Here is a 23,787-nt window from a genome sequence, read left to right as displayed (position 1 = left end):
GACCGATACGGCGAGGCTGGCCTTCATGGGCGCGGGCGCCAGGACGTGCAGGGCGCGGACGTTCGCGTTCGGCACCCGCTCGTTGGCTGCCGCGATCAGCTTCGGCGCGCTCCAGCGCAGCTACGTGCCGACGGCTGGGGCATCGGGGACGATGTCCAGGCGGCCAGTGTCCGCGTCGAACGCCACGGCCTGCAACCGCGGTGAAGTCAGCTACACCGCGGGGCTGCAACGTGCGCAGCGCTTGTAGTTGCGGCCTCCCTTGGGTCCCGTGTTCTTGCTGATCCACTGATGTGCTTCCTCGGTGGTCATGCTGTGCATCCGTGGATAGTTCTCATCACCGTAGAAGTCACTGCGGCCGCTGTGGGGATCGACGCTGTGGGCGTACCGGCGAAGCGCTTCCACGTAAGCCGGCCCGATTGGCCTGGCGTACGTCGCGGGGTTGTGGCGGGCCACTACCGAGCAGGTGGTTTCGTGGATGCCGTTCTGTCCTGCGGTGAACGGATATTTCTCAGGGGCGGTGAACCGGGCCCACTCCCTGTCGGCGGAGTCGAGTAGCCCGTCGAACCACCCCTTGCGTTCGCCCTGGCACAGAGGACATCCTCCCCGCGCGCGGCAGACCGCCAGCTGGTCGTCCTCGTCTTCGTCTTCGAAGCAGCGAAGCGGTCCGTACAGCTGGGCTACGCCCTCCAGCAGAGCCGCGCGCGCGTCGGCGGCCTGCACCTGGCCGGCCGCCACGGCGTCCAGCATGTCCAGGACCGCAGGCAGCTCGATCGCGAAGCCCCGCCCTTCGGCGATCCCACGTGGCCGGCTCTCAGGGAAGTGGTCCCCGTAATACAGGTGCACCGTGTCGAAGGTGCGGTCGCCGAAGCGCATCGTCAACGCCGGTCGACGCTGCGGCGTGAAGCCGGCGGTCACCACAGGAGCGCTCACGCTGACAGCCTGGGCTTGAGGCGGCGGCACGGCGCCTGCTGTCGGGCGCTTCGCCGTCTTGGGCCGAGCTTTCCTCTTCGCCACCGTCATTCCCCTCTCGGTAGGTCAAGTACTGTACCCACACGTCTAGTTACATTCCGTGCATCGCGTATGGCCACCGCGACCCCGTGCACCTCACTGCGGTGCGGCGTGCGGCATGATCCACGCGTTCGAGCCGCTGGAGAGTTCACCTACGGACCGTCCCCGGCTACGACGAGCCGGTGACCTCCGGCATGGCCTCCCGTCTCCACATCTCCGACCACGCCGTCTTCCTGCCCGGCCTCGGGCTGCCGGTGCCGTAGCCCCGGGCCTACGCGCCCCGTCATGCGGTGGTGCGCAGCGGAAGGGGCGCGGCGGGGACCAAGGCAGCGGTCCCGGCCTGCCGGGCGGCACGTTCCGCGCGGGCCCGCCGGAGGGCAGCTGCCTCGGTGGCGGCGGCTTCACGGCGGCGCTGGAGATGGGCAGCGCTGATCGGAGCCGGCGCATCGTCGACAGCAGCCTCCGTCTCTGGAAACGCCCTCCGGCTGAGCTCGCGCATCGCCCTGGTCTGCCGCTCGACAGCTTCCGTGATCCCCGGGTCCAGCCGCTGGGCGGGGGTGACGGCTTGGTGCGCGGCGAGCGCCTGGTGGAAGCCGGGCGACGCCTCCTGCCTGGTCTTCACCGGCGCCTCGGGCGCTGCCGCGGCCTTCGAGGCGGCGGCCGGCTCCCGGAGCGCCGGGGCGGTCGCACCCACGGCCAGGACGCGGACGGTGCGGACCGCCTGGGTGCCGACCGCGTCGTTCGCCGCGGTGACGATCCGGGAGCTGATCAGGCGCAGCTGGGTCGCGTACGCGGGTGAGTCCGGGCGCAGGTCCAGCTGTCCGGTCTCCGCGTGGAAGGCGACCGCCTGGACGTGCGCGGCCAGCTTCGGGGAGAGGCCGGCCGCGATGTCCGGCCACTGGGCCAGGATGCTTCCGCCAGCGGCCGGGATGTCCCAGGCCCGGTCGGCCATCAGGCCCTGGAGAACGGCGGCGAACCCGGTCGGCTCCCGGCCGTCGCGCCGCACCGTCGTCCCGGTCCGGCGCTTCGCCTTGCGGGTGCCGGACTCGCCGCGGGCCTTGGCGGCCTCGCGTGCCTGGTGCAGTGCGACCCGGGCCAGGTCGACGCCCGACAGTCCCGAGGCCGGCTGCTCGTCGCTGGTGGTGGTGTTCAGGGTTTCGGTCATCACGGCCTCCTACCGGCGTGCGACGGTCATGTGGTTGGTGCTGCTGATCAGCTTGCGTACGCGCCGCACCAGGTCAGCGCCGTAGATCTGCTCAGCGCCAGCCGGGCCGAGGGTGTCGAGCGTCATGACGACCTGGTCGGGCCTGCCGAGCATGTACTCCTGCCAGGCCACGTCCCGGAGCTCCGTGAGCTCTTCCTCGTCGGGCACGTCGGGGCCGGTCTCGCCCGCGTCCTGGTGGCTGGCCGCGAGGTCGTACTGCGGCTGCTTCGGGGTGAGGGCATCGGCGACCAGGCGGCGCACGGACTCACTGCGCGGCGGCGTCCAGTCGCCCTCCCACTCCTGATGGCGGGCCTTCTCAGCGCGCCGGGAGTCCCGGTACGCCTGAACGGCGCGGGCCCGGCCTTCGGCGTGCGGCCACTCAGCCGTCGCGGTCTTGAGCCGTCCGGCGAGGAACCCGGAGGGCCGGTGCACGGTGCCCGGGGCGTCGCCGCAGTCCAGGAACGCGATCACCTCATCGGCCGTCCAGCCCGCGTCCGCAACCTCCTTGAGGATCCAGGCGATCCGGGGCACCGCAGCGCGGCCCATCCACGGCACCCGTCGGATCAGCTCCGAGGCCAGCTGGAAACGGCGCCCGACGCTGTTGAGCTTCCGGCGGCCGCGCTTGACCTTCTTCGGGGTGGGGGAATCGCTCTGCCCGCTTGCGAGCTTGCTCTCAGGGGGGAAGGAAGTAGTACCCGCAGTAGAAGACGCTGAGGTACCAACCTGCATTGGGGTGCAACGGACCTCATCCGAATCAGCCGTCACAACCCCCTGCTCAGCACCCCTCACCGAGGCCTTCGCCGGGGCCTTCGACGACGCCTTCGAGCGCGGCTTGCGGACCTTGCGGGCCGCCTTCTTCGCCAGCTTCGCCATCAGCTCCCGGCCGGCCTCCGCGATCCCGGACGCCGTCCGCGTGTACGCCGGAGCGGCCTCATCCCGCTGCACCGTGCGGATCCCCAGCGCGACGTCGAACTCCACAGGGATCATCCGCGCGAACTCGCTGGCCTGCGCCGGACCGCTGGACACCCGCGTGCCCTTGACGATCCACGCGAGCAGCCCGGCCTCCCGCAGCATCCCCAGGTGGTACTCCACCGACCGCTCCGACAGCCCGGTGCGCCGCACCAGGTACTCGATCCCCGGACGGCACGGAAAGAGCTGCGCGAGCTCCTGCGCGACGCGCACGGTCGTCGGCCCGAAGCTGCGCGGCCCGTGCGACCGGTGCCGCCGCGGCCGGTACAGCCCGGACCCGGCCACCCAGTGCACCGCCTGCATCCAGGAGTAGCCCTCACCCGCGATCCGCCCCGGCGACGTCGACAGCCACTGCGACGCCTCCGGCACGAACAGCAAGGGCAGCACGGTGACCGCGTCGGCGTCGTCGACCGACGGACGCGGGGCGGGCAGCATCACGGCTGCTGGCGCCGCCACGGCGCTCACCGGCCCGCCCCGACGTACGAGACAGAGATCATCCCGGCAGCCTTGCGCGGACCGCCTGTGGACAGAGGCCGGGAACCGGCAAGAGCGCCGATCCCTCCCGCCGGGCGGGCAACAACTTCCGATCGAGTCCCGCCCCACGGGACGCAGCCTCGGAGCACCGCGGCGGCCGGCGTCGCCAGGAGGACAGGGGTCCCCCTCTCGGTAAAGGTGTCGGGGACCGGGGGCGGTGTGACACTCCACCCCGAAGAATCTTCGTGACTAATGCCGCGAACAGGGCAAACAGGGTGTGCGAATCCCGTCACGCGGGAAGCGCGGGGGGCTCGAACCGGTGTGAATCGGGCACGGTCGAGCTGACAGGGGACACCGATCTCGTGCACTATGGCGGGGACACCAACCTTCATATGGATCGCCCCGACCGCGACCAGGCCCCTGCCAAGGGACCCGACCACGGCCGAGCGCTCTATGCGGACGGAGCCCCGAGCACCGAACGGCCTGCCAAAGCCGCCGGAACCCGGGGTGACGCTGGTGGCTCAACAGAGGCCCCCTGCCAAAGGGGCTCCTGGAGAGCCGGGGTGGCCCGCTTGCCAAAGCGGACCGGGTGGAACGAACCGCCTGCCAAGGCGGGGTGTTACGAAGGAATGAAGACCAGCTCGATGAGCTGGAGCCCAGAACCGGCGCCAACCGGGGACTGGGCGGCCGACCTGACGGTCGGCGAGACGGGCCGCGCGGGGCCACAGTGGATTGCAGTCCACCTCATTCGCGCGCGCGGCCGATGGCCGCTAGGTCATCCCGACCCCCTTCCGGAGGCCGGCGTCGTGCTGCCTGCATCCAGCTCAGCGACGTCGGGAAAACGCTCCGCGAGCCCTTTGAGCAAGTGGATGTAAACCGCGCGATGGGGCCGCCGGGGGTGGGTTTGACCTAGCTCCCAGCGGGCTACGGCCAGACGTTTCACGCCTACGGCGTCTGCGACTTCCTGCTGAGTGAGCCCCGCAGCGAGGCGCAGCTGCTGCCGCACGCGCGGCGACGGCAGGACGTCGTCGAGGAGAGCGTTGACCCGCTGCATGGGATCCGCGTCGGACATGCCCCAACCTCTCATGATCACCGAATCCCTGAAAGATACACCACGGGATCGATCTTGGCAGCATGCACCGATACGCCGATGTGGCGGTGGGCATCGGGCCTCAGCATGGCTTCAGGATCGATGCGTAGTAGGACGCGAGCACAGCTTCCGCTCCAGAGCCCTGCGCCGTCGTGACGCGTTGGAACTGGGCTGACCTCAAGTCGCCGGCGACCTGGATCCGAGGGTGCTGTTTGCCGGGAGGGCAGTAGCCGTCCTCGCTCGAGGTGAGACCGTCCAGACCGGCTGGTGTGTTGCCGAGGTTGTTCAGCACCGTCTTGGCAACGTAGGACTTACGCTCTCCCTGCCGGTCCTTGACCTGCAAGCTCCACTCGTCTCCGTAGGCCATCGGCGACAAGGCGACGTGAGAGACAGGGACGACGCGCACGCGCTCGTTCCCCGCGACTTCGGCGATCTTGTAGTCATCCGCCGGCGGGCAAAGGACATGCAAGGTTGTTGAGGAGTGCGGATGGGTGCGGAGCCACGTTCCGAGGGGACGGTCCCCTCCGAGAACGTAGGTCCGGCCCGCTAGGTCTGTCGGCGTGGTGCGCCACAGCGGAGGAACGGACAAGCGTGTAGGAGCGCTGATCCAGTCGGCATCGGGCGGAGTCAGGGCAGCCACGCCGGTGGCGACCACGATCAGCTGTGCGCTCAGTACGCGCCCGTCCTCGAGTCCGAGCTCCGCCCGGTCGTCGTAGCCGGTGACACTCACCGCACGGGCCTGGATGACGGAGCACCGGTCAGCCTGCTGTAGGCGTTCCAGGTCGGCGGCAAGGGCTTCAGCAAGCTGGGGGCCGGTCGACCAGTTGCCAGGGACGTTCCCCAGCGCCCCGATGACATGGAGCTTGCCGCCTACTGCACCGGCCTCCACGACGACCGTTCGGAGGTTCAGGCTGGCCGCCATCACTGCGGCCGCCACTCCTGACGGCCCTGCGCCGACTACCAGCACATCTGTCTCATGCGGTGTGTTCATGCGGGGGCTCCTTGCGTTCCACTGATTCGGGACAAGACAACCTCGCTCGTGACCAGTTGCTCAGCGCCGATGTTCCGGGAGGCGAGCAGGAGTGCGGCGTCGTGGTAGCGGGCTCCGCCGGTGGAGGCACAGGCGTCGGTGACGATCCACGGCCGGTATCCGGCCTGGTAGGCCGCAACAGCGGAGTCGTATACGCACGCGTCGGTGTCGATGCCGCACAGCACCAGATCGGTCCAGCCCGCCTTGCGGATGGTCCGGGCGCCCTCGGGGGTGAACACTGACGCCTGGGGCTTGTCGATGATCGCGGCGGCGTTGGCAGTGAAGGGGACCAGGTCAGCAACGAGGGCTTGTTCTTCGGGAGTACGCAAGCGCGTCCATCCGGTGATCGTCTCGTACGGCGACCCGGGCTCGTTGTGGAACCGCGACAGCACCACTGGAGCGCCGGCTGCTTGCCAGCCCTCCACCAGCCGCACAACCGCTGGGATGACTCCGCGGCTGTGCTGGTTGACAAAGCCCTGCTGCACGTCAATGACCAGCAGCGCTGTCGATCGAGGGTCCACCCACTCCGCCTTCCACATGGCCGTCACGGATTGCTGTCTCGGAGAGCGTCCTGGGCGGCGCGCAGCCGATCAGGAAGTTCGCTGGTGGCCAGGATGGCCTCGCGCATCACACGGTGTTGAGCGGTCTCAGTGGGGCGCGCGGTCGTGAGCCGGAAGTAGGCACTGCGCAGAAAGCGCCAGCGGTAGGCCGTCGGCATCACCGGGTCCTGGCCGTCTTCGATCGTGTGCAGGATGTGCGACGAGAGAGCCCAGAGGGCCTGTACGTCGAGCTCAAGGGCCACGATCTGGCTCATGGTCAGAGCCCGCTCGTCCTGCTGCGGGTGATAGGCGACCCCCGACCAGCCGACGACGCCGCGGGAGACTCCGCCGTCGAACGTCACGGCCTCGGGGTGAGCCCAGCCGTCACGGAACTTGGCTTCCTCTACCCCCGGCCCAAGCGGCACCACATCTGCCGGATTTTGCCGGTTGACCAGCACTGATGGCGTCGCGAGCAGCTGAAGAGCCGTATCCAGGCCGGCACTCGACCAGGAATGTGTGCGGAGCTCGTAGGCCGACAGCACGTACTGCGGAATGAGCGACTGGGCAGGCTGATCCTTGCCGTCGCCGTGGCGGGTCAGCAGGTGATCCATCCACTCCCCCACCCAGCCCGGTTCCTTCAGGTACGTGCGGTAACGCCACAACGCCAACTCGGTCAACGACTCAAGGCGGTGGTGCTCCTCGAGATGCACCACCGCGACACCGCAGGCGTATATGTGCACCGTCGACGACTGCGCGGAGTGGTGGTCAGCCGGCAGGACCCGCTGCTCCAAGCCGCCTGGTCCCGGCTCGCCTGGCGAACCCGCAGCGTAGAGGGGCGCATTGCACTCACCGAGGTACACCGGCAAGAACTTGTGGGAGACGACCGTGCACGGTGCCGGACGCGCTGCCGACTCCGCGTTGAGGGGAACTGCCGTTCCACGCAGGGCTGCCAGACGGAGGCTGAACGCCTCCTGCTCAGCCGGGGTGCACTGGAAGAGCGCCGTGTCCAGGATCTGCGCCATCTGGGGACGACAGACGCTCGCCTTGTTCCGCTGCCAGTTCGAGACGGTCCGAGGGCTGATGCCGAGGCGACCGGCGAACTCGCGCACAGACGCTCGCATCACCGACCGCAACAGCAGCGCCTCCTCACCTGTCCACCTGTCCACAGCGATCACTACACACCCCCTTGGCGGTCACCTTCCAGGTATCAACGGCCCTATTGCCACGCTGTTGCTACACCACTTCCACGGCCGGACATCTCGCTCAAGGTCCCTGGTGCGGATGCTGGTTCTTGTTGATCCACGCCCGCAATTCCGGCCGGAGGAACTATGGCGATCCCGGGCACACCCCAGTGCCGTGCCCGCATCGAGTCCTGCGTGCCGTCAGGCATCGAACTCGTAGTCCAGGACGTACGAGGCGGAGTCGAGGGTCATCTCGTTGACCTCAACAACTCGCCGCTGGGCGTCGAAGGCTGTCCGGCACATCTTCAGGACAGGGCGCTCAGGGGACATGCCCAACGTGGCCGCTTCCTCAGCAGTGGGCAGCCGTCCGCGGATCTCCTCCCGGAAGCGAACCGGGCCATGCCCGAGGTCAGCGAGGCGAGCGTAAGTTCCCCCCGGCCCGGTGTCGGCTTGGGTGATCGCCGACCCTTCCACCAGGGCGTAGGGCAGGTACGAGGTGGCGAGCATGACTGGCCGGTCATCCAGGACGTAGCGCCGGGACCTGGCGCAGGCGGTCTCGCCGGCGTCCAGGTCGAGCATCTCGGCAATGTGCGCTGGCGGAACGACCTCCTGCACGGAGACCTGGTCGACTGTCAGGGACCGGTCCTCGTCAGCCGACCAGATCGACTTCCCGGCGCCCCACTGATCCTGTGCCAGACGCTGAATACCGCGTCGACGGATGGGGTGGAAGGCCTGAACGAACACCCCCGCGCCCTTCCGGGACTCTGCGAGCCCTTCGTTGGTGAGCGCGCGCAGGGCTCGCCGAGCCGTCATCACGGCGACGCCGTACTGCGGCGCAAGGGCGTTCTCCCCCGGCAGTCGATCCCCGGGCCGGTAGTCCCCACGCTCGATCGCAGCCTTCAGCTCGTCAGCGATCTGGAGGTATCTGGGCTGCGCAGAGCCCTTTCCGCCTGCCATGTGTCTCCTAACTTCGCTAGCGATCCTAAGGGCTTCGATGCTCAGCGTCAGCTGCGGCTCGCGACGACATAGCGCGGGTACATCTCTATCGATGTGCTTGACATCGATAGGGAGATCGAGCACCATCGTACTGCAACTTCGATATCGAAGTTGCGAAGGCGGTCGTTCCGTCAGGGACGGATTGCCTTGCACCACTGCATGACCAGTCGCCACTTCGGTGGCCTCGGGGAGTCTGAGGCAACTAACTCCTCCCCGTGTCCGTGACTGCTGTTTGAACTGTCGCAGCGCGTATGCGTTGTCGGTCCGTCAGGACGCCCGGCCCTTCCGGTGGGTGCTGGCGTGGCCGAGAGGGTACCCGCGACGCCTTACCCGACCCGCCTGCTTCGTGAGGAGTTTCCCCATGACCGCATCCGTCCGTGAGCGTGAGGTCCAGACCGTCAGCCAGGAGCGCAAGCGCCGGACGCGGTCCCGCACGATCAGCCACCTTGGCCCGATCGTCGTCTCCCAGCTCCCGGCGCACGAGTACGACCTCGATCCCGCCTGCATCTCCCTGGTGTGCCCGTCCTGCCGCACGTGGGTTCCGATCCGCGTCGCCGACACGGAGCGGGCCACGGCCAAGCTGGTTCCCCACCACACCGAGCAGGCCGGCACCGAAGACCCGGTCCGCTGCCGCCTCGGCAGCCACCGCCTGGTCACGATTGACGTCAGCGTCGCCAAGTGGTCCCGCCGCCTGGAGCAGGGCGTCGCGGAGACCAACGGCCGCCGCGCCGACCGCGTCATCCGCAAGCCCCAGCCCATGCCCACCCCGGCTGTCATGCAGATCGTCGGCGGCCTCGTCGACGACAAGACGGTTCGCGAACTGGACGAAGCCCACGTCCGCGGCTGCTCCACCTGCTCCATCAAGGACGACAAGGGCACCATCCTGCGCGTCGCCGACCTCACCTCCCGGTGCACGGACGGCCGCCGCTTTGCCCAGCTCGCCGCGCACACCAAGCGCCTCGGCCCCGCCCGCCGCAAGGCGCAGATGGACCGTGAGGACTGGAACGACCGCCGCGCCTGGGGCCTGCGCCTGCTGCACGAGCAGCAGTGGCAGAACGTTTCTGAGATGGTCGCCGACACCGAACTCCGGCGTGTCCGCGACACCCTGGCCGCGCTGATCCAGACGCTCAACCCGCACAAGGCCGACGCTCCGCAGCTCACCGAAGGGGAGCGCGCCGGCCTCATGAACGCGATCACGCTCCTGGCGACGCAGGAAGAGCAGCTCACCCGCTAGGACTGCACGACGAACAACCGCGGCCCCGGCCATCCCGAGTGATCGGGGAGGCCGGGGCCGCGGCTGCTCGTACAGCAGCAACCCCCGTACTCCCGGGGGTCCGTCCCGCCACCCTGATGGAGTCCTCATGCGCGTCACCCTGGTCGACCTCTACGCCCGCTACTCCGCCCGCATCGCCGCTCAGGTTGCGCACACCCTGGACCTGGGCGGCGCCGATCCGGTCGACGACACCGACGACGTCACCCAGGAGGTCTGGGCCGCTGTCGCCCAGATCCGGGTGCTGCCCGAGAGCCATGCCGAGGCATGGCGCATGTTGCAGGCCATGGCCACTCGGTATGCGGTTGCGGCACCGCATGCTGCGTACCGCACCCAGGAGATTCCGTCCGGCCTGGCGGCGCCCGCCGTACGGGGCCTGTCGCCGAGGCCGATGCGCCGTCTCGACGAGTACCCCGACAACACCGTGTCTATCGGTACGACCATCGACAACACCGACGCCCGGCCGGACTTTGCCCGCCTCGCCAGCTGAACGTCGCCTTTCGCCGGAACCGCGCCCACAGGGTGCGGCGCCGGTGATGGGCGCCGGAACGGCCGGCCCCAGCACCACCACGCAGCGCGGCGTCCGGGACTAGACCTCCCGGACGCCGCAGACAGGCACACCCTGAAAGGACGCCTGATGCGAACGATCATTGCACGGCCCGGAGCGGCCGTCATCACCCCGATGTCCGAGCAGCGCTGCCCGACCTGCAAGGGCAGCTTCGAATCGTGCCGGTGCGGTATCCCGCCCCGCCTCGCCTCGGTCCCTACGGTCCGCGCCGGACTCTACGAGGACATGACGGAGGACGACGACCGGCGCGGTCCCGAGCGGGACGAGACGGACACTTACTCGCGCACCGCGGCGATGGTGGCGCCTGGCCAGCCGCCGCTGCCGCGCCGTGAGCCTGGCAAGCCCTACAGCCCCGCCGAGTTCAGCCAGCTGCTGCGGCACCTGGTGGCCGACGGCGACCGGCGCGCTGCCCGTGCCGGTCGCCGGGCGGCCCGCACGCTGCACGACATGCGGCTCCGTATGGCGGACACGCCGCCCCCGCCTCCGCCGCTGCCGGTACGGAAGCCGGCCGACACGATCCCGCCTCTGGTCCGTCGGGACGCGGTAGCTGGTGCCGACGACGCGTTTCTGGTCGGCGCGGGCGGACTGCGGGAGGCGGCCCGATGAGCGCCCCCTGCGGACACCCCGACCGGCTGATCACCTACAACCGCACTGGCGCGGACGGCAAGCGGTACCAGGGCGTGGGGCACGAGCCGTGCACCTGCGGCCAGCGCCCCGCCCCGCAGCCCGAGCCGCAGCCCAAGGGCCGCCGGTAGGAGCCTGATTCTGACTCCGCAGATAAGAACCGCTCGGGCCGCGCAACTGCGCGCGGCCCGAGCGGTTGCCCGCCTAGGGCTCAGGCATCCGCTGGCCCGAGCGCTGCTGGCCGCCGCCGCGATGACGGCCGTCGGCGCGTACAGGGCCGGTCATCACGTGCACGAGATCCATCCGCCCCCGGGAACAGCCCGGAGGGCGTCCCACCGTGTGTCAGGAGGACCACGATGCTGAATCTGCTCGACACTCTGACGCCCGAGCAGTTCCTTTCCGCGCACATCGACATGACGGAGTGGACGACGGCCGATCATGAGAGCTACGAGGTCCTGACCGAGATTGCTCACCACGTTCCGCCGCTCTACAGCCCGGCGGAGATGCAGACGATCGCCGCCGACCACGCGCGGTCGGCCCTCGCGCAGCACGCGGAGGCCGATCGCCTTGCGGGCGAGGGCCACGACATCGCCGCCGGGATCTGGCGGCGCGGCGCCCAGGCGGCCCAGGAGCACGCGGCCGCCGCCCGCGAGGGCTGGCCGATGTACGAGGCCGTCCTCAACGGCTGGTAGCCCCCGTTCTGTCGGTTGCCTGCTCAGCCCCGGTCACCCCGCTCATACCGCGCGGGGCGGCCGGGGCTGAGTCACAGGGGAACCGGACAGCCCGGATTCCAGACCGAGATGAGGCTCGCATGCCTAATACGACCACCGCCCCCCTCCCCGCGGCCGCCGTGGTGTTCACCGACGAGACGCTGCGCAAGGCCGCTGACCTCGCCGCCGACGCCTACCGGCCGCTGTGGACCGGCTCCTCCGGTGAGGAGTCCTCCGGCGAGGCGGTCGCCCGCCACCTGGAGGCCACCATCGCGCTGCTCGACCAGGACGGCTGGATCCGCGACTACGACAGCAGCGCGGACTGGTCGGCCGGTACGGATCTTGTCCACGACGAGTCGACGACGGTCGAGGCCATGGTCAGGACTCTGCTGCGCGTGGTCTGCGACGAGATGCGTACCGACCCGCGCCGCACCATGGACACCGCACTGCGTCACGCGGGTGAGAGCGAGCACGGTGACCCGGACACCCGCGACATTGCCGACGCGGTCCTGACGCTGGTGGTCCAGGCGCACACCGGCTCGACAACGGCCCGCGCCACCGCGTGGGCGCAGCGACTTCACCGTACGCATCCCGACGTTACCGCCCTGCTCATCGCCGGCGCGCAGTTCGCCCGCGCCTACGGGCCCGGCGCTTCCGCCGCCGCGCGTGGCTGACGAGCTCCATGGCCGGTACGTCAAGGCCGGCGGCGCCTACCAGCGTCACACCGACACCTGCCCGGCCTGCCGGAACGACCAGTCCTGCAGGCCGGGCAGCGCACTGTACGCGGCGTTCGCCCAGCTCCAGGACGCCTACCTCAAGCGCCTGAAGGACCGTGCCCGCGGCGACTCCGACTGATCGCGGGCACGGCGCCGGTCTCGTCAACTCCGATGGGCCGGCGTCCTTCTCCTTCCCGCCGGGCGGGAGGCGGAACGGGTTTTCTGCCCGTCTGCCCGCACGCCCCTTGGCCGGTCGCCCGTCGTACGGGCGGCCGGCCTTTTGACCGCCCCGGCCCGGGAAGACTCCGGGGCCGGCCCCCGATTTGAGAGAGAGAGGGATCACCGTGGCCACCCGACGTACCCAGCCCCGCCGCTCCGGTGCGGCAGTCAAGACGCCGCCGAAGCCGAAGCCGAGCGAGGTGGCCCAGGACAGTGAGACGGCCGCGAAGAGCGAGCCCGCGCAGAGCGCTGAGACGGCCGGGCCCGCCGCGTCGGCCGAGGCGGTCGATCCGCAAGGACTGGTGGAGGCGGCGCGTACCGAGGCCGAACAGCTGCTCGGCCAGGCGCGCACGGACGCCGACGCCCTGCTCGCGCAGGCACGCCGGCAGATGGCCGACGCCGACGCGGGCGCCGCGAAGGCGACGGCCGAGGCGCAGGAGATCGCCGCGTCGGCGACCGCGCAGGCCGAGCGGCTCCGCTTGCTCAACGAGCAGCAGATCACGGCGGCCGAGGAGACCGTACGGCGCGCCCGGACGATCGCCGACGGCGACCTGGCGGCGGCCGAGCAGACCCTCGCCCGCCGCCGGGAGGCCGCGCACCGGATCCAGAGCGAGGCCGAGGCCGAGGCCGGACGCATCGTGGAGGCCGGCCGGGTGCGCGCGGAGCAGATCCTCGCGGAGGCGGGGCGGGACAAGACCCGGGTGCAGCAGGAGGCGCAGACCACGGCCGGCCACGCCGCGCACCTGGTGGAGGAGGCCAAGGAACGGGCGGCCGCTCTGGTCGCCGCGGCCGAGGACGACGCCCGGTCCCGCCGCGAGGCCGCCGCGCAGTCCCGGGCCGAGGCCGAGCAGGACGCGGAGCAGTGGCGGACGCAGGCCCGGGAGACGGTCACGGCCGCTGAGGAGGAAGCGGACCAGCTCCTGGACAGTGCCCGCTCGGAGGCCGCCTCCCTGATCCGTGAGGCCGAACAGGATGCTCACGAGCAGCGCAGTGAGGCGCAGGAGACGCTGACGCAGGCTCAGGCGCAGGCCGAGGAGGACGTCCTGAAGGTCCGGTCGCTGGCCGAGGCGAAGGCCGCCGGTGTCGTCGCCGGTGCCGAGGCCGCCGCCGTGGAGCGGGTCGGCGCGGCGGAGAAGGAGGCGGAGCGCCTGGTGGCCGAGGCCGCCTCCCGCGCCGAGACGGTGCTCGCCCTCGCGCGCCAGGAGCAGCTGGCCGCTGAGCGGCAGCTGGCGCAGACCCGTGAGGAGGCGGCCCTCGCGGAGGCGTTGATTGCGCGGCAGGAGAAGCGCACGGCGTTCGTGGACACCTGGGGTCCGAGGGTGGCGCTGGGCGCGACGATCGTCCTGACCGCGTCCGGGGAGTTCGCGCTCGCCAAGTTGTCCGGCTGGCCGTGGCAGGTGGCCTGGGCGCTGCCGCTGGGCATCGACGTGTATGTCGTGCAGGCGTTCCGCCGGCACCGCGACGTCACTGGCGCGCTGATCCTTATGGTGGCCGCGAACGCGATCTATCACCTGGCGGATGCCGGACTGGTCGGTGTCGACGCGGACAAGAAGCCGCTGTGGTGGCTGATCGTCCTCGTCGCCGCGATCGCCCCGTGGGTGATGTGGCGCATCCACCAGATCACCAAGGACCCCGCTGAGACCACCAGGCACGGTGAGACGGGAACGCCCGGTGAGACCGGCGGATCCGGTGAGACCTCGGGGAGTGAGACCGCTCCCGTCTCAGCCTCCGGTGAGACACCCCGCCCCGCGCCCTCCTTTCTCCCCGGAACCGGAAGCCTGGTCTCACCCCGGATGCCGGGTGAGACCCGCACCGGCGGGACCGCGCACGGTGAGACTGGGAGGGAGCTTGAGACAGTGCCGCGTGAGACGGGCGGCGCGGTGAGCGTCCGTGAGACGGGGGCTCACTCGCGTGAGACCGGCAGGTCAGACGCTGAGGCCGGTCTCACCGGCGGTATCTCGGTGGCCCTGGCCACCCGCCGCAGTGAGACTGCGCGTACCGCGCCCCCCAAGGACGCTGAGATCGAAACCCAGATCACCGCGCTGCTCAGTCTCATGCACCGCCGCAAGGGCGTGGACACCGTCTCCATCACCGAGGCGAAGGACATCCTGAACGTCTCACGGGCCACCGCGGGACGCCGCCTTGAGATCGCGCGCAACCGCTACACCCCCGCCCGTTGAGACCCGCCCGGTCTCAACCGCCCGGCGCGCACCCGCACGGAGGCCGGGCGGTCTCACCCGGCGCCCGGCGTGAGACACCCCGGCAGCGGAACCGCCAACCGGCTGAGACCCCGTCTCACGCCCGTCTCACCGGTCCCCGAGATGTTGACGTCACCTCGGGGACCGGGGGCGCCGAAACGCCGAACCCACACTCCCACCATCCCGCTGAGATGAGGACCCCGTCATGCAGTACGTATTCGCCGTCGCCGTGGCCATCGAGATCCTGCTGATGCTCCTGGTCACCCCGTTCCTGGTCATCCACGGACGCACCCGGCACGACCACGGCGCCGGCTGCTGGTGGTGCCACCCCCGGCTGCGCCGCCGCTGACACCCCGCTCCCGGGCCCGTTTCACAGGGCTCGGGGCCTGCTCGATGGCTGTTCCGGCTGCTTTGTTGAGGCCCGTCCTGGATTCGAACAGGGCGGGCTTCGGCATGGACGCCCGAGCGTCTTGAACCGCCTTCCGCCGCCCTCCGCAGGGCCCTGAATGGCGTTTGGAATGTACCGATTTGGGTGGCCCGGATTTCGGGCCGGAATGGAAGGAGGACCGGTTCGTGAACGAGGGGAAACCGAGCCCCTGGAGCAGCCCGCCGACGCGGCAGAAGAAGCTGCGGGACAAGCGGGCGGAGAAGCTCGCGCGGCGCGCCGGGCACTGGGGCGGCCGTCTGGCGGCGGCCCGCGAGGCCGGGCCGGCCGCGTACGCGGCGATGGTGTTCGACCGGGCCCGAGGCGAGCTGGACCGGCTGCCCGAGGCGGCCCGGGAGACGGCCTACGAGGCGCTCGCGCAGGCCGTCGACCGGGTCCGCGAGCAGCACGCGCAGTAACGGCCGGTTGTGACCGGGGCTGTGACAGGCCCTGTGACATCGGCTGTGACCGCGAAAATCCGGCCGACCCGTGCGGGGGCGCGTGGGCGCGCAGGTGCGCGCGCGAGGATACGACGCTCTGTAACTACCCGTCAAGTGTCATCTCTGTCTGGAAGGACGGAAATCTCTCATGATCGAAACTGCTGTGACGGCCGCTGCCGGAGGCGCCTGCGCGGGGACCGCGGCTCTCCTCTACTGCTCGGAGAAGCTCCCCGGCATCGCCAAGCTCACCCACAAGCTTCACACCGACCGGATTCAGGCGGCGCTGGTGGCGACCGCGTCGGCGGCGATGGTCGCGACGCCGGCCGGGGCCTGGTGGAACGAGACGGTCAACTCCCTCAACGACTGGGCGATCGGCCTGGTCGGCCAGTGGGCCGGACTGATCGTCACCGGCCTGCCCGGCCTGTTCGCCACCCTCATCTTCATCAACGACATGATCACCCGGCGAATCGAACACCGGACCCTGTTCGTGGCCGCGCTGCTGCCCGTTCTGGCGGCCACGATCCCCGGCCCCGTCGGACGCGGAATCCAGTCGGCACTGTCCTGGGCCATCACCAATATCGCCGGGCTCGTCGCCGGCGCCTTCGGCATCGCATAAAAGAGAAGGAGTCTGCTGACCGATGGAAATCCTGCTGTTACTGGCGATCGCCTACGCCGGAGCCCGGGGTGTCGAGTCGCTCACCGGCACCTCCGACCGCCGTCACCGCGGCCTGTCCGCGGGCGCCGACACGACGGTCGCGGCCATCGCGGACGGCCCGGACGGCCCGGACGGTGCGGGCGACAAGCTGAAGAAGAAGGCGCCGGGGCCGGCCGAGCCCGGTGGCACGTTCAGCTCCTCTGCCCCGCGCAGCGCCCTGCTGGGCGGGAAGGCGGCGGTGCCGCTGGCGGTGCTCACGGAGACCGGCTCCACGATGTGGAAGGCGACCGTCGAGGGCTACCGGGAGCGGTGGCCGGAGATCCGCGCGGAGCGGCGCAAGAAGATGGCCGAGCGCGCGGTACGGCGCGAGGCGGAGAAGGAAGCCGCGAAGGAAGCAGCGCTGGCCAAGGCGGAAGCGGACAAAGCCTTCGCCGCGGCGGGCCCGCCTCCGTCCTTTCCTCCCGGCACGGCCCCGGAGGACGGGGGCGCGGAACCGCGGTCCGTGCTGGTGGACCCGGCAGACACCCCGGTGCCGCCGGATCCCGACTTTCCCTTCCTGTACCCGGACGACGTGGACCGGGACCGGGTGCGGGCGGAGGCCGCCGAGGCGAGAGCGGAGGAGGCCCGGCGCGAAGCCGAGGAGGCCCGCGCACGGGCCGCGATGGACCGGATCCTGGCCGCTCAGAGGGAAGCGGCCGAGGCCAACGAGCGGGCCCGGCGGGCTGAAGAGACCGCGCGGGAAGCCGAGGAACGCATCCGCGAACTGGAAGAGAAGAACCCCACCCCCACCCCCACCCCCGACCCCGATCCGGCTCCGGGGGCGGATCGGCCGCGGCTGACCGTGGTGCGGACTGCCCCTGAACCGACGAATGGAGAGTCCATGTCCGCCACGCTGATCCCTGAGATCCGCACCCTCGACGGGCTGATGAACGCCCTGACGATGACCAGCGCCATGTGCCTGATGCGCGCCGAGGAAGCCGACGCGGTCGCCGCCGACGACCTGGCCCTGTCCAACCTGCTGGACCGGATCGAGGCGGAGATGGCGGACTTCGAAGTCGATGCGGCGACGCGCGCCGAGGTCGACAGCCTGCGCGAGTCCATCCGGGTCCAGGCACAGTCCGCCGCGCGGTACGGCCTCGCCGCCAAGGACTCCGCCGAACTCACGACCGTCGTCGCCCAGTCCGCCTACAAGTCTCACGGCGGCATCGCCGAGGCCGTCCAGTCCTCGCCGATCGAGCTGGCCGCAGTGGCCGGCTACTACGACAGCGAATGACAACTCGAGGAGAAACCAGCATGGCCATCACAAAGATCCCCGACGTCGTCAGCCACCGCACGCTGCTCCAGGCGCTCCAGGCCATCCGCTCCGAGGTGGAGTCCCGCCAGGAGGACGTCACCAACCTCACTGCCTGGTCCCGCGACATGGCCACCCGCATGCGGGTGGTCTCCACGGAACTCAAAGCCCTGAACGTCGACTACTACACCGTCGGCAACGTCGCGGCCGTCGCCGACAGCATCGCCGGGCAGGCCCGGGCCGCCACCAGCTACAAGAGTGCCGCCGACACCTCCGTCGTCCAGGCCGAGGTCGCCGCGCGCACCGCGCACCGCAACCACGGCCGTATCCAGGACGCGGTGGCCAACGCCGACGTTCCGATGGCGGACAACACCTTCTACAGCGCCGAATAGCCACCCCGGCATACCGCGCCACCGCATCGCTACCGGGCTCCTGCTGGAGTCCGGTCCCCGTGTTGCCCAGACGCCCCCGGCCCCGCCATCCGTGCGGTTCCGGGGGCGGTGGGGAGCACCGGACCCCCTTGGCCCCGTCCTCCGCATCCCCGAACATGAAGGGAACCCCGCCCGTGCGCGCCCCCAAAAAACCCTCCCCCCAGTACACCGACCTCGCGGCGTTCGTCGCCGCGCAGACCAGCCCGGCCACCGCGCGGGCGGCGGCCGGCCGCAAGCCCCGCACCGTCAAGGACTGGGCGCTCAACAACCGCGGCAAGCTCACGATCGCGGTGACCGCGGCGAGTATGGGCCCGGCCGGGGAAGTGCTGTCCGCGGCCGGTGACGGCTGGAAGACCGCGCTGACCCTCGGAGCTGCCGGGGCGGCGGGCGCCGGCGCCTGGGGCTGGCTGCCCGGCCTGGTCAAGTGGCGCGGCCTGTGGCGCCCCGCCCGCACCCTCCCCGGTATGAACGACCGCTACATCGGCCTGTCGATGCCGCTCACCGGGTGCGCGCTGCTGACCACGATGGCCGCGACCGGCGGGCCCGAGTGGGGCGACAACCCCGGGTGGGGGATCTCCCTGCTCTGGTCCGCCGCCTACGGCACCTGGGCCTGGACCCGCTGGGGACAGCGACCCGCCACCGGCAAGGCACCCGAGCTGACCCAGCAGATGCTCGACTGGACCCAGTTCGCGGCCGCCGCCGACGGCCCCTACCCCCGCAGCACGCTCGTCTCCCCGATCTCCACGCCCAAGGGCGGCTGGAGCGCGGAGATCCACGTGCCGCGCGGCAAGTCCTTCCGGATCCAGTCGCTGGACGATGTCCTGTCCTCCCTGGCCATCGACGACCCCGACCTGGTCGCCCTGGAGAAGACCGCCCCACGCAAGGGCAGGATCACCGTGTTCACCGAGAACCCGCTGAAGAAGGGCACCCTCTTCGGCGACAGCCACGTCCTGGACCCGGAGACCGGGCTCGCCCCCATCGGGATCTACTACGACGGCGAGCAGGCGAGCTACCGGTTCTTCCTGCCGGGCTCCGGCGCAGTCCATTCCTTCGTCACGGGCACCTCGGGCTCCGGCAAGTCCCGTCTCCTGGACGCGCTCCTGGGCATCGAGCGGCGCAGCCCGCTGGTCTGCTCGATCGTCATCGACCCGCAGGCCGGCCTGTCCCTGCCGGACTGGCCCGACGGCGTCGCGGTGTTCGCCCCCGGCAACGACCTCGGCATCGTCGTCCTGCGCGCCGTCCACGCGATCATGAAGGAACGCGGCAAGCGCTACAACCGCATGAAGTGGACCGACGAGAAGGGCCGCACCCGCGTCGGCCGCGCGTTCTTCGTCCCCGGCGACCCCGACCCGCTGATCTCCATCACCCTCGACGAGGCCCACGACCTCCTCAACGACCCCGAATACGGCGAAGAGGCCGTGAAAATCATCGGGGACCTCGCCAAGGAGGCCCGCAAGGTGGGCCTCAAGTTCCGCCTCGCCAACCAGTCCCCCAACGCGAGCGAGCTGGGCGGCGAAACCCTCATCCGCGACATCCTCCAGGGCGGCAACAACGCCGTCCTGCGCTCCGGATCCTCCGCCACCGGCAAGCGGGCCGCCGGCGGCGCCCTCGACGGCGTCGACCCCGGCGCCATCCCGAAGGAATTCAACGACGGCACCAGCACCGGCGGCCTCGGCTACCTCGCCGGACCCGACAACCGCACCGCGATGTGGCGCGCCCCCTTCGTAGAAGACCCCTACGGCCTCGCCCACGAGGGCGAGACCACCGGCATCGAGCAGACCACGATCGACGCACTGCCGATCGTCCGTCACGTCCTGGCCGAGCACGAGCTGATGCTCAGTCTGCGCAACGCGGGCCAGGACTACACCTACGACCCCGACCGCTTCGACACCACCACCCCCGCCCCGGCCAGGAAGAAGACCAAGACCCCCGCTCCCTCACTGGAGAAGGAGACAGTTCCTCTCGCGGCCGAGCCGGAAGGACCGGGCCTGTCCGCCACCGCGCGGAAGATCGTCGCCTTCCTCCTCCAGCACGGCAAACCCGCCGCCCCCGCGATCATTGCCAAAACCCTCAACCTGACCGGCCCGCAGGTCCGTACCGCGCTCAAACGCATGAAGGACGACCCGGGCGCGCCGATCACCAACCTCGGTCACGGCGCCTGGATCCACACCGACCACGCCGGCCAGTACACCACCGCCGCCTGAACGGAACACAGCGCCCCATCGCAGCGCCGGCCCTTTTCGTACCGGAGGCCGGTCCCCGCCACGCCACGCGGGGGCCGGCCTCCGGCATTCCCGACTCCCTTGGAGCGCCCGATGAACACCGAGCACCACCCGGTCGGCCAGGAAGCCGGCCCCCTCACCCCCGCCGTGCCCACCGCCGTCTGGCAGCCCGCCCCCCAGCCCGTACAGCACACCGCCGTACCGGCGCTGACGCTCTACCAGGTACCGGTCCCCGGCGCCGTCCAGGTTCAGCTCCCCGACGGCCGGACCGCCTGGGCCCGCCCCGTCGAACGCGAGCTGACCCCGGTACCGGCCGCCGGCGCGCCCAGTGAGCCGATGCCCGCCTGGGCCAAGGCCGTCGGCATGGTCGCCGGCAGTCTCACCGCGCTCGCCCTCGGAGGCGCGCTCGCCCTCCGCATCGCCGCACCCGCCCTGGGAGGGCTCGTGGACATCCTCGACACCATCTGGAAAGTCGCCCTCACCCTCGCCGTGCTCCTGCTGGGCGCCCTCACCGTCGCCCGCGCCCTGTTCCACAAGAACCCCGAGCCGGACAGCGGCACCGACACGCTCAGCGAGCCGGTGGTCCTCTTCGCCCCGCAGATCGACACCGGCGGCACCCGCCTCATCGGCCGCGGCGGCAACGTGAACATCCAGATCGGCGACCACAACCGCAACAAGCAGTAACCCCCACCCGAGCTGCCCCGCCGACCTGTCTGGCCTTCGGTCCCGCCCCGCCGGCGGACCCGAGGACCGGCCAGGCCGACCGGCCCCGCCCACCCCTCTCTTCCCCACCTGCCCCCGCCGAGGAGCGACTTCGTCATGCCCAAACAGCAGCCCGCCCCCGTCTTCACTCTCCAGCCCTTCACCCCGCCCAAGCCGTCCTGGTGGCAGGCCCACCGCCACCAGGTCCTGTCCGTCACCGCGCTCGTCGGCGGCTTCTACCTCGGCTCCCACTCCACCGACACCACCCCCGCCGACGCACAGCCCGCCCACACCACGCCCGCCGGCACCACCTCCTCCACCGCGCCCTGAACCGGGCCACCCGCCCGGCCCCGGAACCGCGTGCACGCGGAGTGTGCCGGGGACCGGACAGGCCACCCGGCCTCCCCGCCATCAAGGAGCTGTCCCACGTTGACCATCAACGCCACCGAGATCCGGTACTGCGAGCACGCCGCCCGGGTCACCCGCATCGAAGCGCCCGTCGTCACCGAACTCCTCGCGGCCATCGCGCACCTGGCCAAGGCCGCCGCCGGTGACCCGCAGGAGAGCGCCGCCTACTACGCGGCCCGCGGCCAGGAACACCTGCTGCCCCAGTGGATCCGCGCCAACGCCGACAGCATCCGCGCTGGCCTCGAGCAGCTCGTCGACCGCTACACCGACCCCGGTACCGGCCTCATCAACCAGGCCCACGACCGGCCGGACACATGGACCGACCCGGCCACCGGCCACACCGTCGACCTCACCGCGGACCACCTGCCCACCGACCACAACCGCCGCCGCCCCGGCGTCGTATGGCGCTACCGCGGCATGCATGCCACCGGCGGCGCCCCCATCCTCCACCCCCACCAACTGCCCGACCGCACCCCCTGCGCCGGACCCTGCTGGCCCCTGGACACCGTGCCCACCACCCCCGCCCAGGAAGCCCCGCACGCCTGACCCGCCGACCCCGCCCAGCTCACCCCGTCCCGATGACCACGGAAGGCACCCCCATGAACACCCCGTTCCCCGGACCCCGCAGCAGCCACGAGCAGGAGCAGCCCGAACCCGCCCCCCAACAGGCCACTTCCACCCGAGGCGTGTGGGGGCGGTTCGGCGGCGAGCACGGCTGGCTCGCCCGCCGCGTCCACGACGTACGGACGGCCCCCGCTCACGGCTGGCCCCTGATGGCCACATGGATCAAGACCCTCATCATCATCGGCGCCACTGCCGGCGCGGTCCTCGCGCTGCGCTGGACGGGCGCTCTCCTGATCGGCTGGGGCCACGCCCTGCCCTGGCCCCTCCCGGCCGACGACGATCACACCGGCCTCCTCGCCACCATCGACCAGCCGGTACGGCACTACCTCGCCACCCACACCACGTCCCTGCCGGTCAGCGTCACCACCGCCTACGCCACCTGGCAGGCCGTCGGCGCGGGCGCGTTCGCCCTGGGCTACCTGCACTCCGCCGGTGCCCGCCTCACCTGGACCCTGTGGGGCGCCCTCACCGTTGCCATGACGTGGTACGGAACTCCCGCCCCCGGCCGCCAGGTCGCTGCGGGCATTGCTCTGCTCGCCTGGGCCGCCCTGTCGGTCCTGGCCCTGCGCGGACTCAGCCTCACCCCGGCCGTCTACGTCGACATCACACCCCCGGCACCCCCGGCCCCCGAGATCCGCGCCGAAATCCACCTTCCCAAGACCCAGCCCGCCGCGTACACCCCGAACACCCCCGACCAGCAGCAGCTCCCGTCGGTGAACTGACCGCTGACGACTGCCTGTCCGGCCCCGACCCCATTCCGGGGCCGGGGCCGGGCGGGGAGCCGGAACAGCCGGCCCGCACCATCCGCGTCGACAAGGAGAAACCCGTGACCGCCCGTACCTCCAGCCACGATCTCGACGAAACCGACACTCCCGCCCTGCAGCTCCCCGCCCTCGCCGTGGCCTGTCCGGCGTGCGACGCGCAGCCGGGCGACCTGTGCACCTCACACAGCGGCACCCGCCCGCGCCGCAACGACGTCCACCGCGCCCGCACGGCGGCCTTCACAGCCGCCGGGTGAGCGCCCCGCTGCCGGAATCCGGTCGCTCTGACGCTCCCGCTCACAGCCGTCGGCGCGGAGGGTGCCGCGCGCTCATACGCCGGGCCCGCCGCAGGACCGGCCGCCCGCGCGGTTGACGCGGCGGCATGCGGAAACGGCAAACGGCGGTGCGCCGTACGGACCGAAGTTCCGTACGGCGCACCGCCGCGTTTGCGGGGTTGTTCTACGGCTGGGCCGTTGGGGGCCGGCCGCCGGGGTTGTGGCGGTCCCAGGCGGTCGCCCATTGCTCGACGGCGGCCCTGTCCCAGAGGCGGCCCGCCCGGGTCTGGACCACGGGCGCGGGGAAGTCGGTGCGGGCGGCGAGCTGGTTGGCGCGCTGGCGGCTCACCTTCAGCATCTCTCCGATGTCGGTGACGCCGACGTGGTCGGCCGGCGGTGGGGTCGTCATTCCTTGAGGATCACCTGTCCGGTTTCCCCTGTCAACGCCTTTCACCTGTAAACCCATTGACAGAGGAAAGAGGTTTTTGGCATGGTGGTCCTGCACCGAGCGAGACCACCCACTCACCCGGAGGGAAACAGCCAGTGCGTGCACGCGACTTCGACCCGACCGGCGAGCACCACGGCGGCCTCCCCACCTACCCCTGGCGCATGGCCCCCACCGATGAGGGCCTGGCCACCCGCCGCCAGCTGCGCGCCCAGGGCCTAAGTGGAGTCCGTGCGGGTTCGTGAAGAGAACGCGCGGGCGGCAGATACGCAGTTCAGCAGGTCAACGCAGTGCTTTCGCCCTCAAGTCGACC

29 protein-coding genes are annotated in these 23,787 nt (G+C 70.9%); 20 read left to right on the top strand and 9 right to left on the bottom strand.

The window, feature by feature from the left end:
• Positions 1 to 210 precede the first annotated feature (210 nt).
• The 8 genes from AB0389_RS33045 to AB0389_RS33010 form a co-directional block, all read right to left on the bottom strand.
• Positions 211 to 930 carry a hypothetical protein gene (locus AB0389_RS33045; RefSeq protein WP_366399231.1) on the bottom strand — a complete coding sequence of 240 codons (720 nt, stop codon included), beginning with the start codon at positions 928 to 930 and terminating at the stop codon, positions 211 to 213.
• A 361-nt stretch (positions 931 to 1,291) separates the two neighbouring features.
• Positions 1,292 to 2,173 carry a DciA family protein gene (locus AB0389_RS33040; RefSeq protein ID WP_366399230.1) on the bottom strand — a complete coding sequence of 294 codons (882 nt, stop codon included), beginning with the start codon at positions 2,171 to 2,173 and terminating at the stop codon, positions 1,292 to 1,294.
• A 9-nt stretch (positions 2,174 to 2,182) separates the two neighbouring features.
• Entirely contained in the window at positions 2,183 to 3,637 is a 1,455-nt protein-coding gene (locus AB0389_RS33035; protein ID WP_366399229.1) for a transcriptional regulator, read from the bottom strand.
• Positions 3,638 to 4,430: 793 nt separating this feature from the next.
• Positions 4,431 to 4,727, bottom strand: a complete 297-nt coding sequence (locus tag AB0389_RS33030) for a helix-turn-helix transcriptional regulator (protein ID WP_164444066.1) — start codon at positions 4,725 to 4,727, stop codon at positions 4,431 to 4,433.
• Positions 4,728 to 4,827: 100 nt separating this feature from the next.
• A complete protein-coding gene (locus AB0389_RS33025) occupies positions 4,828 to 5,736 on the bottom strand; it encodes an FAD-dependent oxidoreductase (RefSeq protein WP_366399228.1) in 909 nt (302 codons plus the stop codon).
• Positions 5,733 to 6,323, bottom strand: a complete 591-nt coding sequence (locus AB0389_RS33020) for an isochorismatase family cysteine hydrolase (protein ID WP_366399227.1) — start codon at positions 6,321 to 6,323, stop codon at positions 5,733 to 5,735. Before AB0389_RS33020 ends, AB0389_RS33025 begins: the two co-directional genes overlap by 4 nt.
• Positions 6,320 to 7,489 carry an XRE family transcriptional regulator gene (locus AB0389_RS33015; RefSeq protein ID WP_366399226.1) on the bottom strand — a complete coding sequence of 390 codons (1,170 nt, stop codon included), beginning with the start codon at positions 7,487 to 7,489 and terminating at the stop codon, positions 6,320 to 6,322. The genes AB0389_RS33020 and AB0389_RS33015 overlap by 4 nt, the downstream gene beginning before the upstream one ends.
• A 207-nt stretch (positions 7,490 to 7,696) precedes the next feature.
• On the bottom strand, positions 7,697 to 8,452 hold the full coding sequence (locus tag AB0389_RS33010; protein WP_366399258.1) for a GntR family transcriptional regulator: 756 nt from the start codon (positions 8,450 to 8,452) through the stop codon (positions 7,697 to 7,699).
• Positions 8,453 to 8,852: 400 nt separating this feature from the next.
• Here AB0389_RS33010 and AB0389_RS33005 point away from each other — a divergent pair, with 400 nt between their 5' ends.
• The 19 genes from AB0389_RS33005 to AB0389_RS32915 all read left to right on the top strand — a co-directional run bounded on the left by AB0389_RS33005 (position 8,853) and on the right by AB0389_RS32915 (position 23,011).
• On the top strand, positions 8,853 to 9,725 hold the full coding sequence (locus AB0389_RS33005; protein WP_366399225.1) for a hypothetical protein: 873 nt from the start codon (positions 8,853 to 8,855) through the stop codon (positions 9,723 to 9,725).
• Positions 9,726 to 9,852: 127 nt separating this feature from the next.
• The gene (locus AB0389_RS33000; protein ID WP_366399224.1) at positions 9,853 to 10,251 is read left to right on the top strand and encodes a hypothetical protein; all 399 of its coding nucleotides are present in this window, start codon (positions 9,853 to 9,855) and stop codon (positions 10,249 to 10,251) included.
• Between the two features lie 147 nt (positions 10,252 to 10,398).
• On the top strand, positions 10,399 to 10,935 hold the full coding sequence (locus AB0389_RS32995; protein WP_366399223.1) for a hypothetical protein: 537 nt from the start codon (positions 10,399 to 10,401) through the stop codon (positions 10,933 to 10,935).
• Positions 10,932 to 11,084, top strand: coding sequence for a hypothetical protein (locus AB0389_RS32990; RefSeq protein WP_366399222.1), 153 nt, complete (start codon positions 10,932 to 10,934; stop codon positions 11,082 to 11,084). The genes AB0389_RS32995 and AB0389_RS32990 overlap by 4 nt, the downstream gene beginning before the upstream one ends.
• Before the next feature lie 225 nt (positions 11,085 to 11,309).
• Entirely contained in the window at positions 11,310 to 11,645 is a 336-nt protein-coding gene (locus AB0389_RS32985; protein ID WP_366399221.1) for a hypothetical protein, read from the top strand.
• Positions 11,646 to 11,764: 119 nt separating this feature from the next.
• Positions 11,765 to 12,337, top strand: coding sequence for a hypothetical protein (locus AB0389_RS32980; protein WP_366399220.1), 573 nt, complete (start codon positions 11,765 to 11,767; stop codon positions 12,335 to 12,337).
• Positions 12,330 to 12,518, top strand: a complete 189-nt coding sequence (locus tag AB0389_RS32975) for a hypothetical protein (RefSeq protein WP_366399219.1) — start codon at positions 12,330 to 12,332, stop codon at positions 12,516 to 12,518. Before AB0389_RS32980 ends, AB0389_RS32975 begins: the two co-directional genes overlap by 8 nt.
• Before the next feature lie 205 nt (positions 12,519 to 12,723).
• Positions 12,724 to 14,778, top strand: a complete 2,055-nt coding sequence (locus AB0389_RS32970) for a hypothetical protein (protein WP_366399218.1) — start codon at positions 12,724 to 12,726, stop codon at positions 14,776 to 14,778.
• A gap of 223 nt (positions 14,779 to 15,001) precedes the next feature.
• Entirely contained in the window at positions 15,002 to 15,145 is a 144-nt protein-coding gene (locus AB0389_RS32965; RefSeq protein ID WP_366399217.1) for a hypothetical protein, read from the top strand.
• A 224-nt stretch (positions 15,146 to 15,369) separates the two neighbouring features.
• Positions 15,370 to 15,639 carry a hypothetical protein gene (locus AB0389_RS32960; RefSeq protein WP_366399216.1) on the top strand — a complete coding sequence of 90 codons (270 nt, stop codon included), beginning with the start codon at positions 15,370 to 15,372 and terminating at the stop codon, positions 15,637 to 15,639.
• 169 nt (positions 15,640 to 15,808) lie between these two features.
• Positions 15,809 to 16,276 (top strand): hypothetical protein, encoded by a 468-nt coding sequence (locus AB0389_RS32955; protein ID WP_366399215.1) that lies wholly within the window; start codon positions 15,809 to 15,811, stop codon positions 16,274 to 16,276.
• Between the two features lie 22 nt (positions 16,277 to 16,298).
• On the top strand, positions 16,299 to 17,588 hold the full coding sequence (locus AB0389_RS32950) for a hypothetical protein (protein ID WP_366399214.1): 1,290 nt from the start codon (positions 16,299 to 16,301) through the stop codon (positions 17,586 to 17,588).
• A 20-nt stretch (positions 17,589 to 17,608) separates the two neighbouring features.
• On the top strand, positions 17,609 to 17,998 hold the full coding sequence (locus AB0389_RS32945) for a hypothetical protein (RefSeq protein WP_366399213.1): 390 nt from the start codon (positions 17,609 to 17,611) through the stop codon (positions 17,996 to 17,998).
• A gap of 173 nt (positions 17,999 to 18,171) precedes the next feature.
• Positions 18,172 to 20,241 (top strand): hypothetical protein, encoded by a 2,070-nt coding sequence (locus tag AB0389_RS32940; protein WP_366399212.1) that lies wholly within the window; start codon positions 18,172 to 18,174, stop codon positions 20,239 to 20,241.
• Between the two features lie 111 nt (positions 20,242 to 20,352).
• Complete coding sequence (locus AB0389_RS32935) at positions 20,353 to 20,943, top strand: hypothetical protein (protein ID WP_366399211.1); 591 nt, start codon at positions 20,353 to 20,355, stop codon at positions 20,941 to 20,943.
• A 135-nt stretch (positions 20,944 to 21,078) separates the two neighbouring features.
• A complete protein-coding gene (locus tag AB0389_RS32930; protein ID WP_366399210.1) occupies positions 21,079 to 21,291 on the top strand; it encodes a hypothetical protein in 213 nt (70 codons plus the stop codon).
• 99 nt (positions 21,292 to 21,390) lie between these two features.
• The gene (locus tag AB0389_RS32925; protein ID WP_366399209.1) at positions 21,391 to 21,915 is read left to right on the top strand and encodes a hypothetical protein; all 525 of its coding nucleotides are present in this window, start codon (positions 21,391 to 21,393) and stop codon (positions 21,913 to 21,915) included.
• A gap of 53 nt (positions 21,916 to 21,968) precedes the next feature.
• On the top strand, positions 21,969 to 22,715 hold the full coding sequence (locus tag AB0389_RS32920) for a hypothetical protein (RefSeq protein ID WP_366399208.1): 747 nt from the start codon (positions 21,969 to 21,971) through the stop codon (positions 22,713 to 22,715).
• Between the two features lie 104 nt (positions 22,716 to 22,819).
• Positions 22,820 to 23,011, top strand: a complete 192-nt coding sequence (locus AB0389_RS32915; RefSeq protein ID WP_366399207.1) for a hypothetical protein — start codon at positions 22,820 to 22,822, stop codon at positions 23,009 to 23,011.
• 202 nt (positions 23,012 to 23,213) lie between these two features.
• On the opposite strand, the gene AB0389_RS32910 is transcribed toward AB0389_RS32915, so the two are convergent.
• Positions 23,214 to 23,438, bottom strand: coding sequence for a hypothetical protein (locus tag AB0389_RS32910; protein ID WP_366399206.1), 225 nt, complete (start codon positions 23,436 to 23,438; stop codon positions 23,214 to 23,216).
• A gap of 134 nt (positions 23,439 to 23,572) precedes the next feature.
• Here AB0389_RS32910 and AB0389_RS32905 point away from each other — a divergent pair, with 134 nt between their 5' ends.
• Entirely contained in the window at positions 23,573 to 23,719 is a 147-nt protein-coding gene (locus tag AB0389_RS32905) for a hypothetical protein (protein WP_366399262.1), read from the top strand.
• Positions 23,720 to 23,787 lie beyond the last annotated feature (68 nt).

It is taken from the genome of Streptomyces sp. NPDC093109 (assembly GCF_040701725.1).
In the GTDB taxonomy this organism is placed as follows: Bacteria; Actinomycetota; Actinomycetes; order Streptomycetales; family Streptomycetaceae; genus Streptomyces.
The sequence above is the reverse complement of the archived record's forward strand: the minus strand, read 5'-3'. Positions and strand labels throughout refer to the sequence as shown.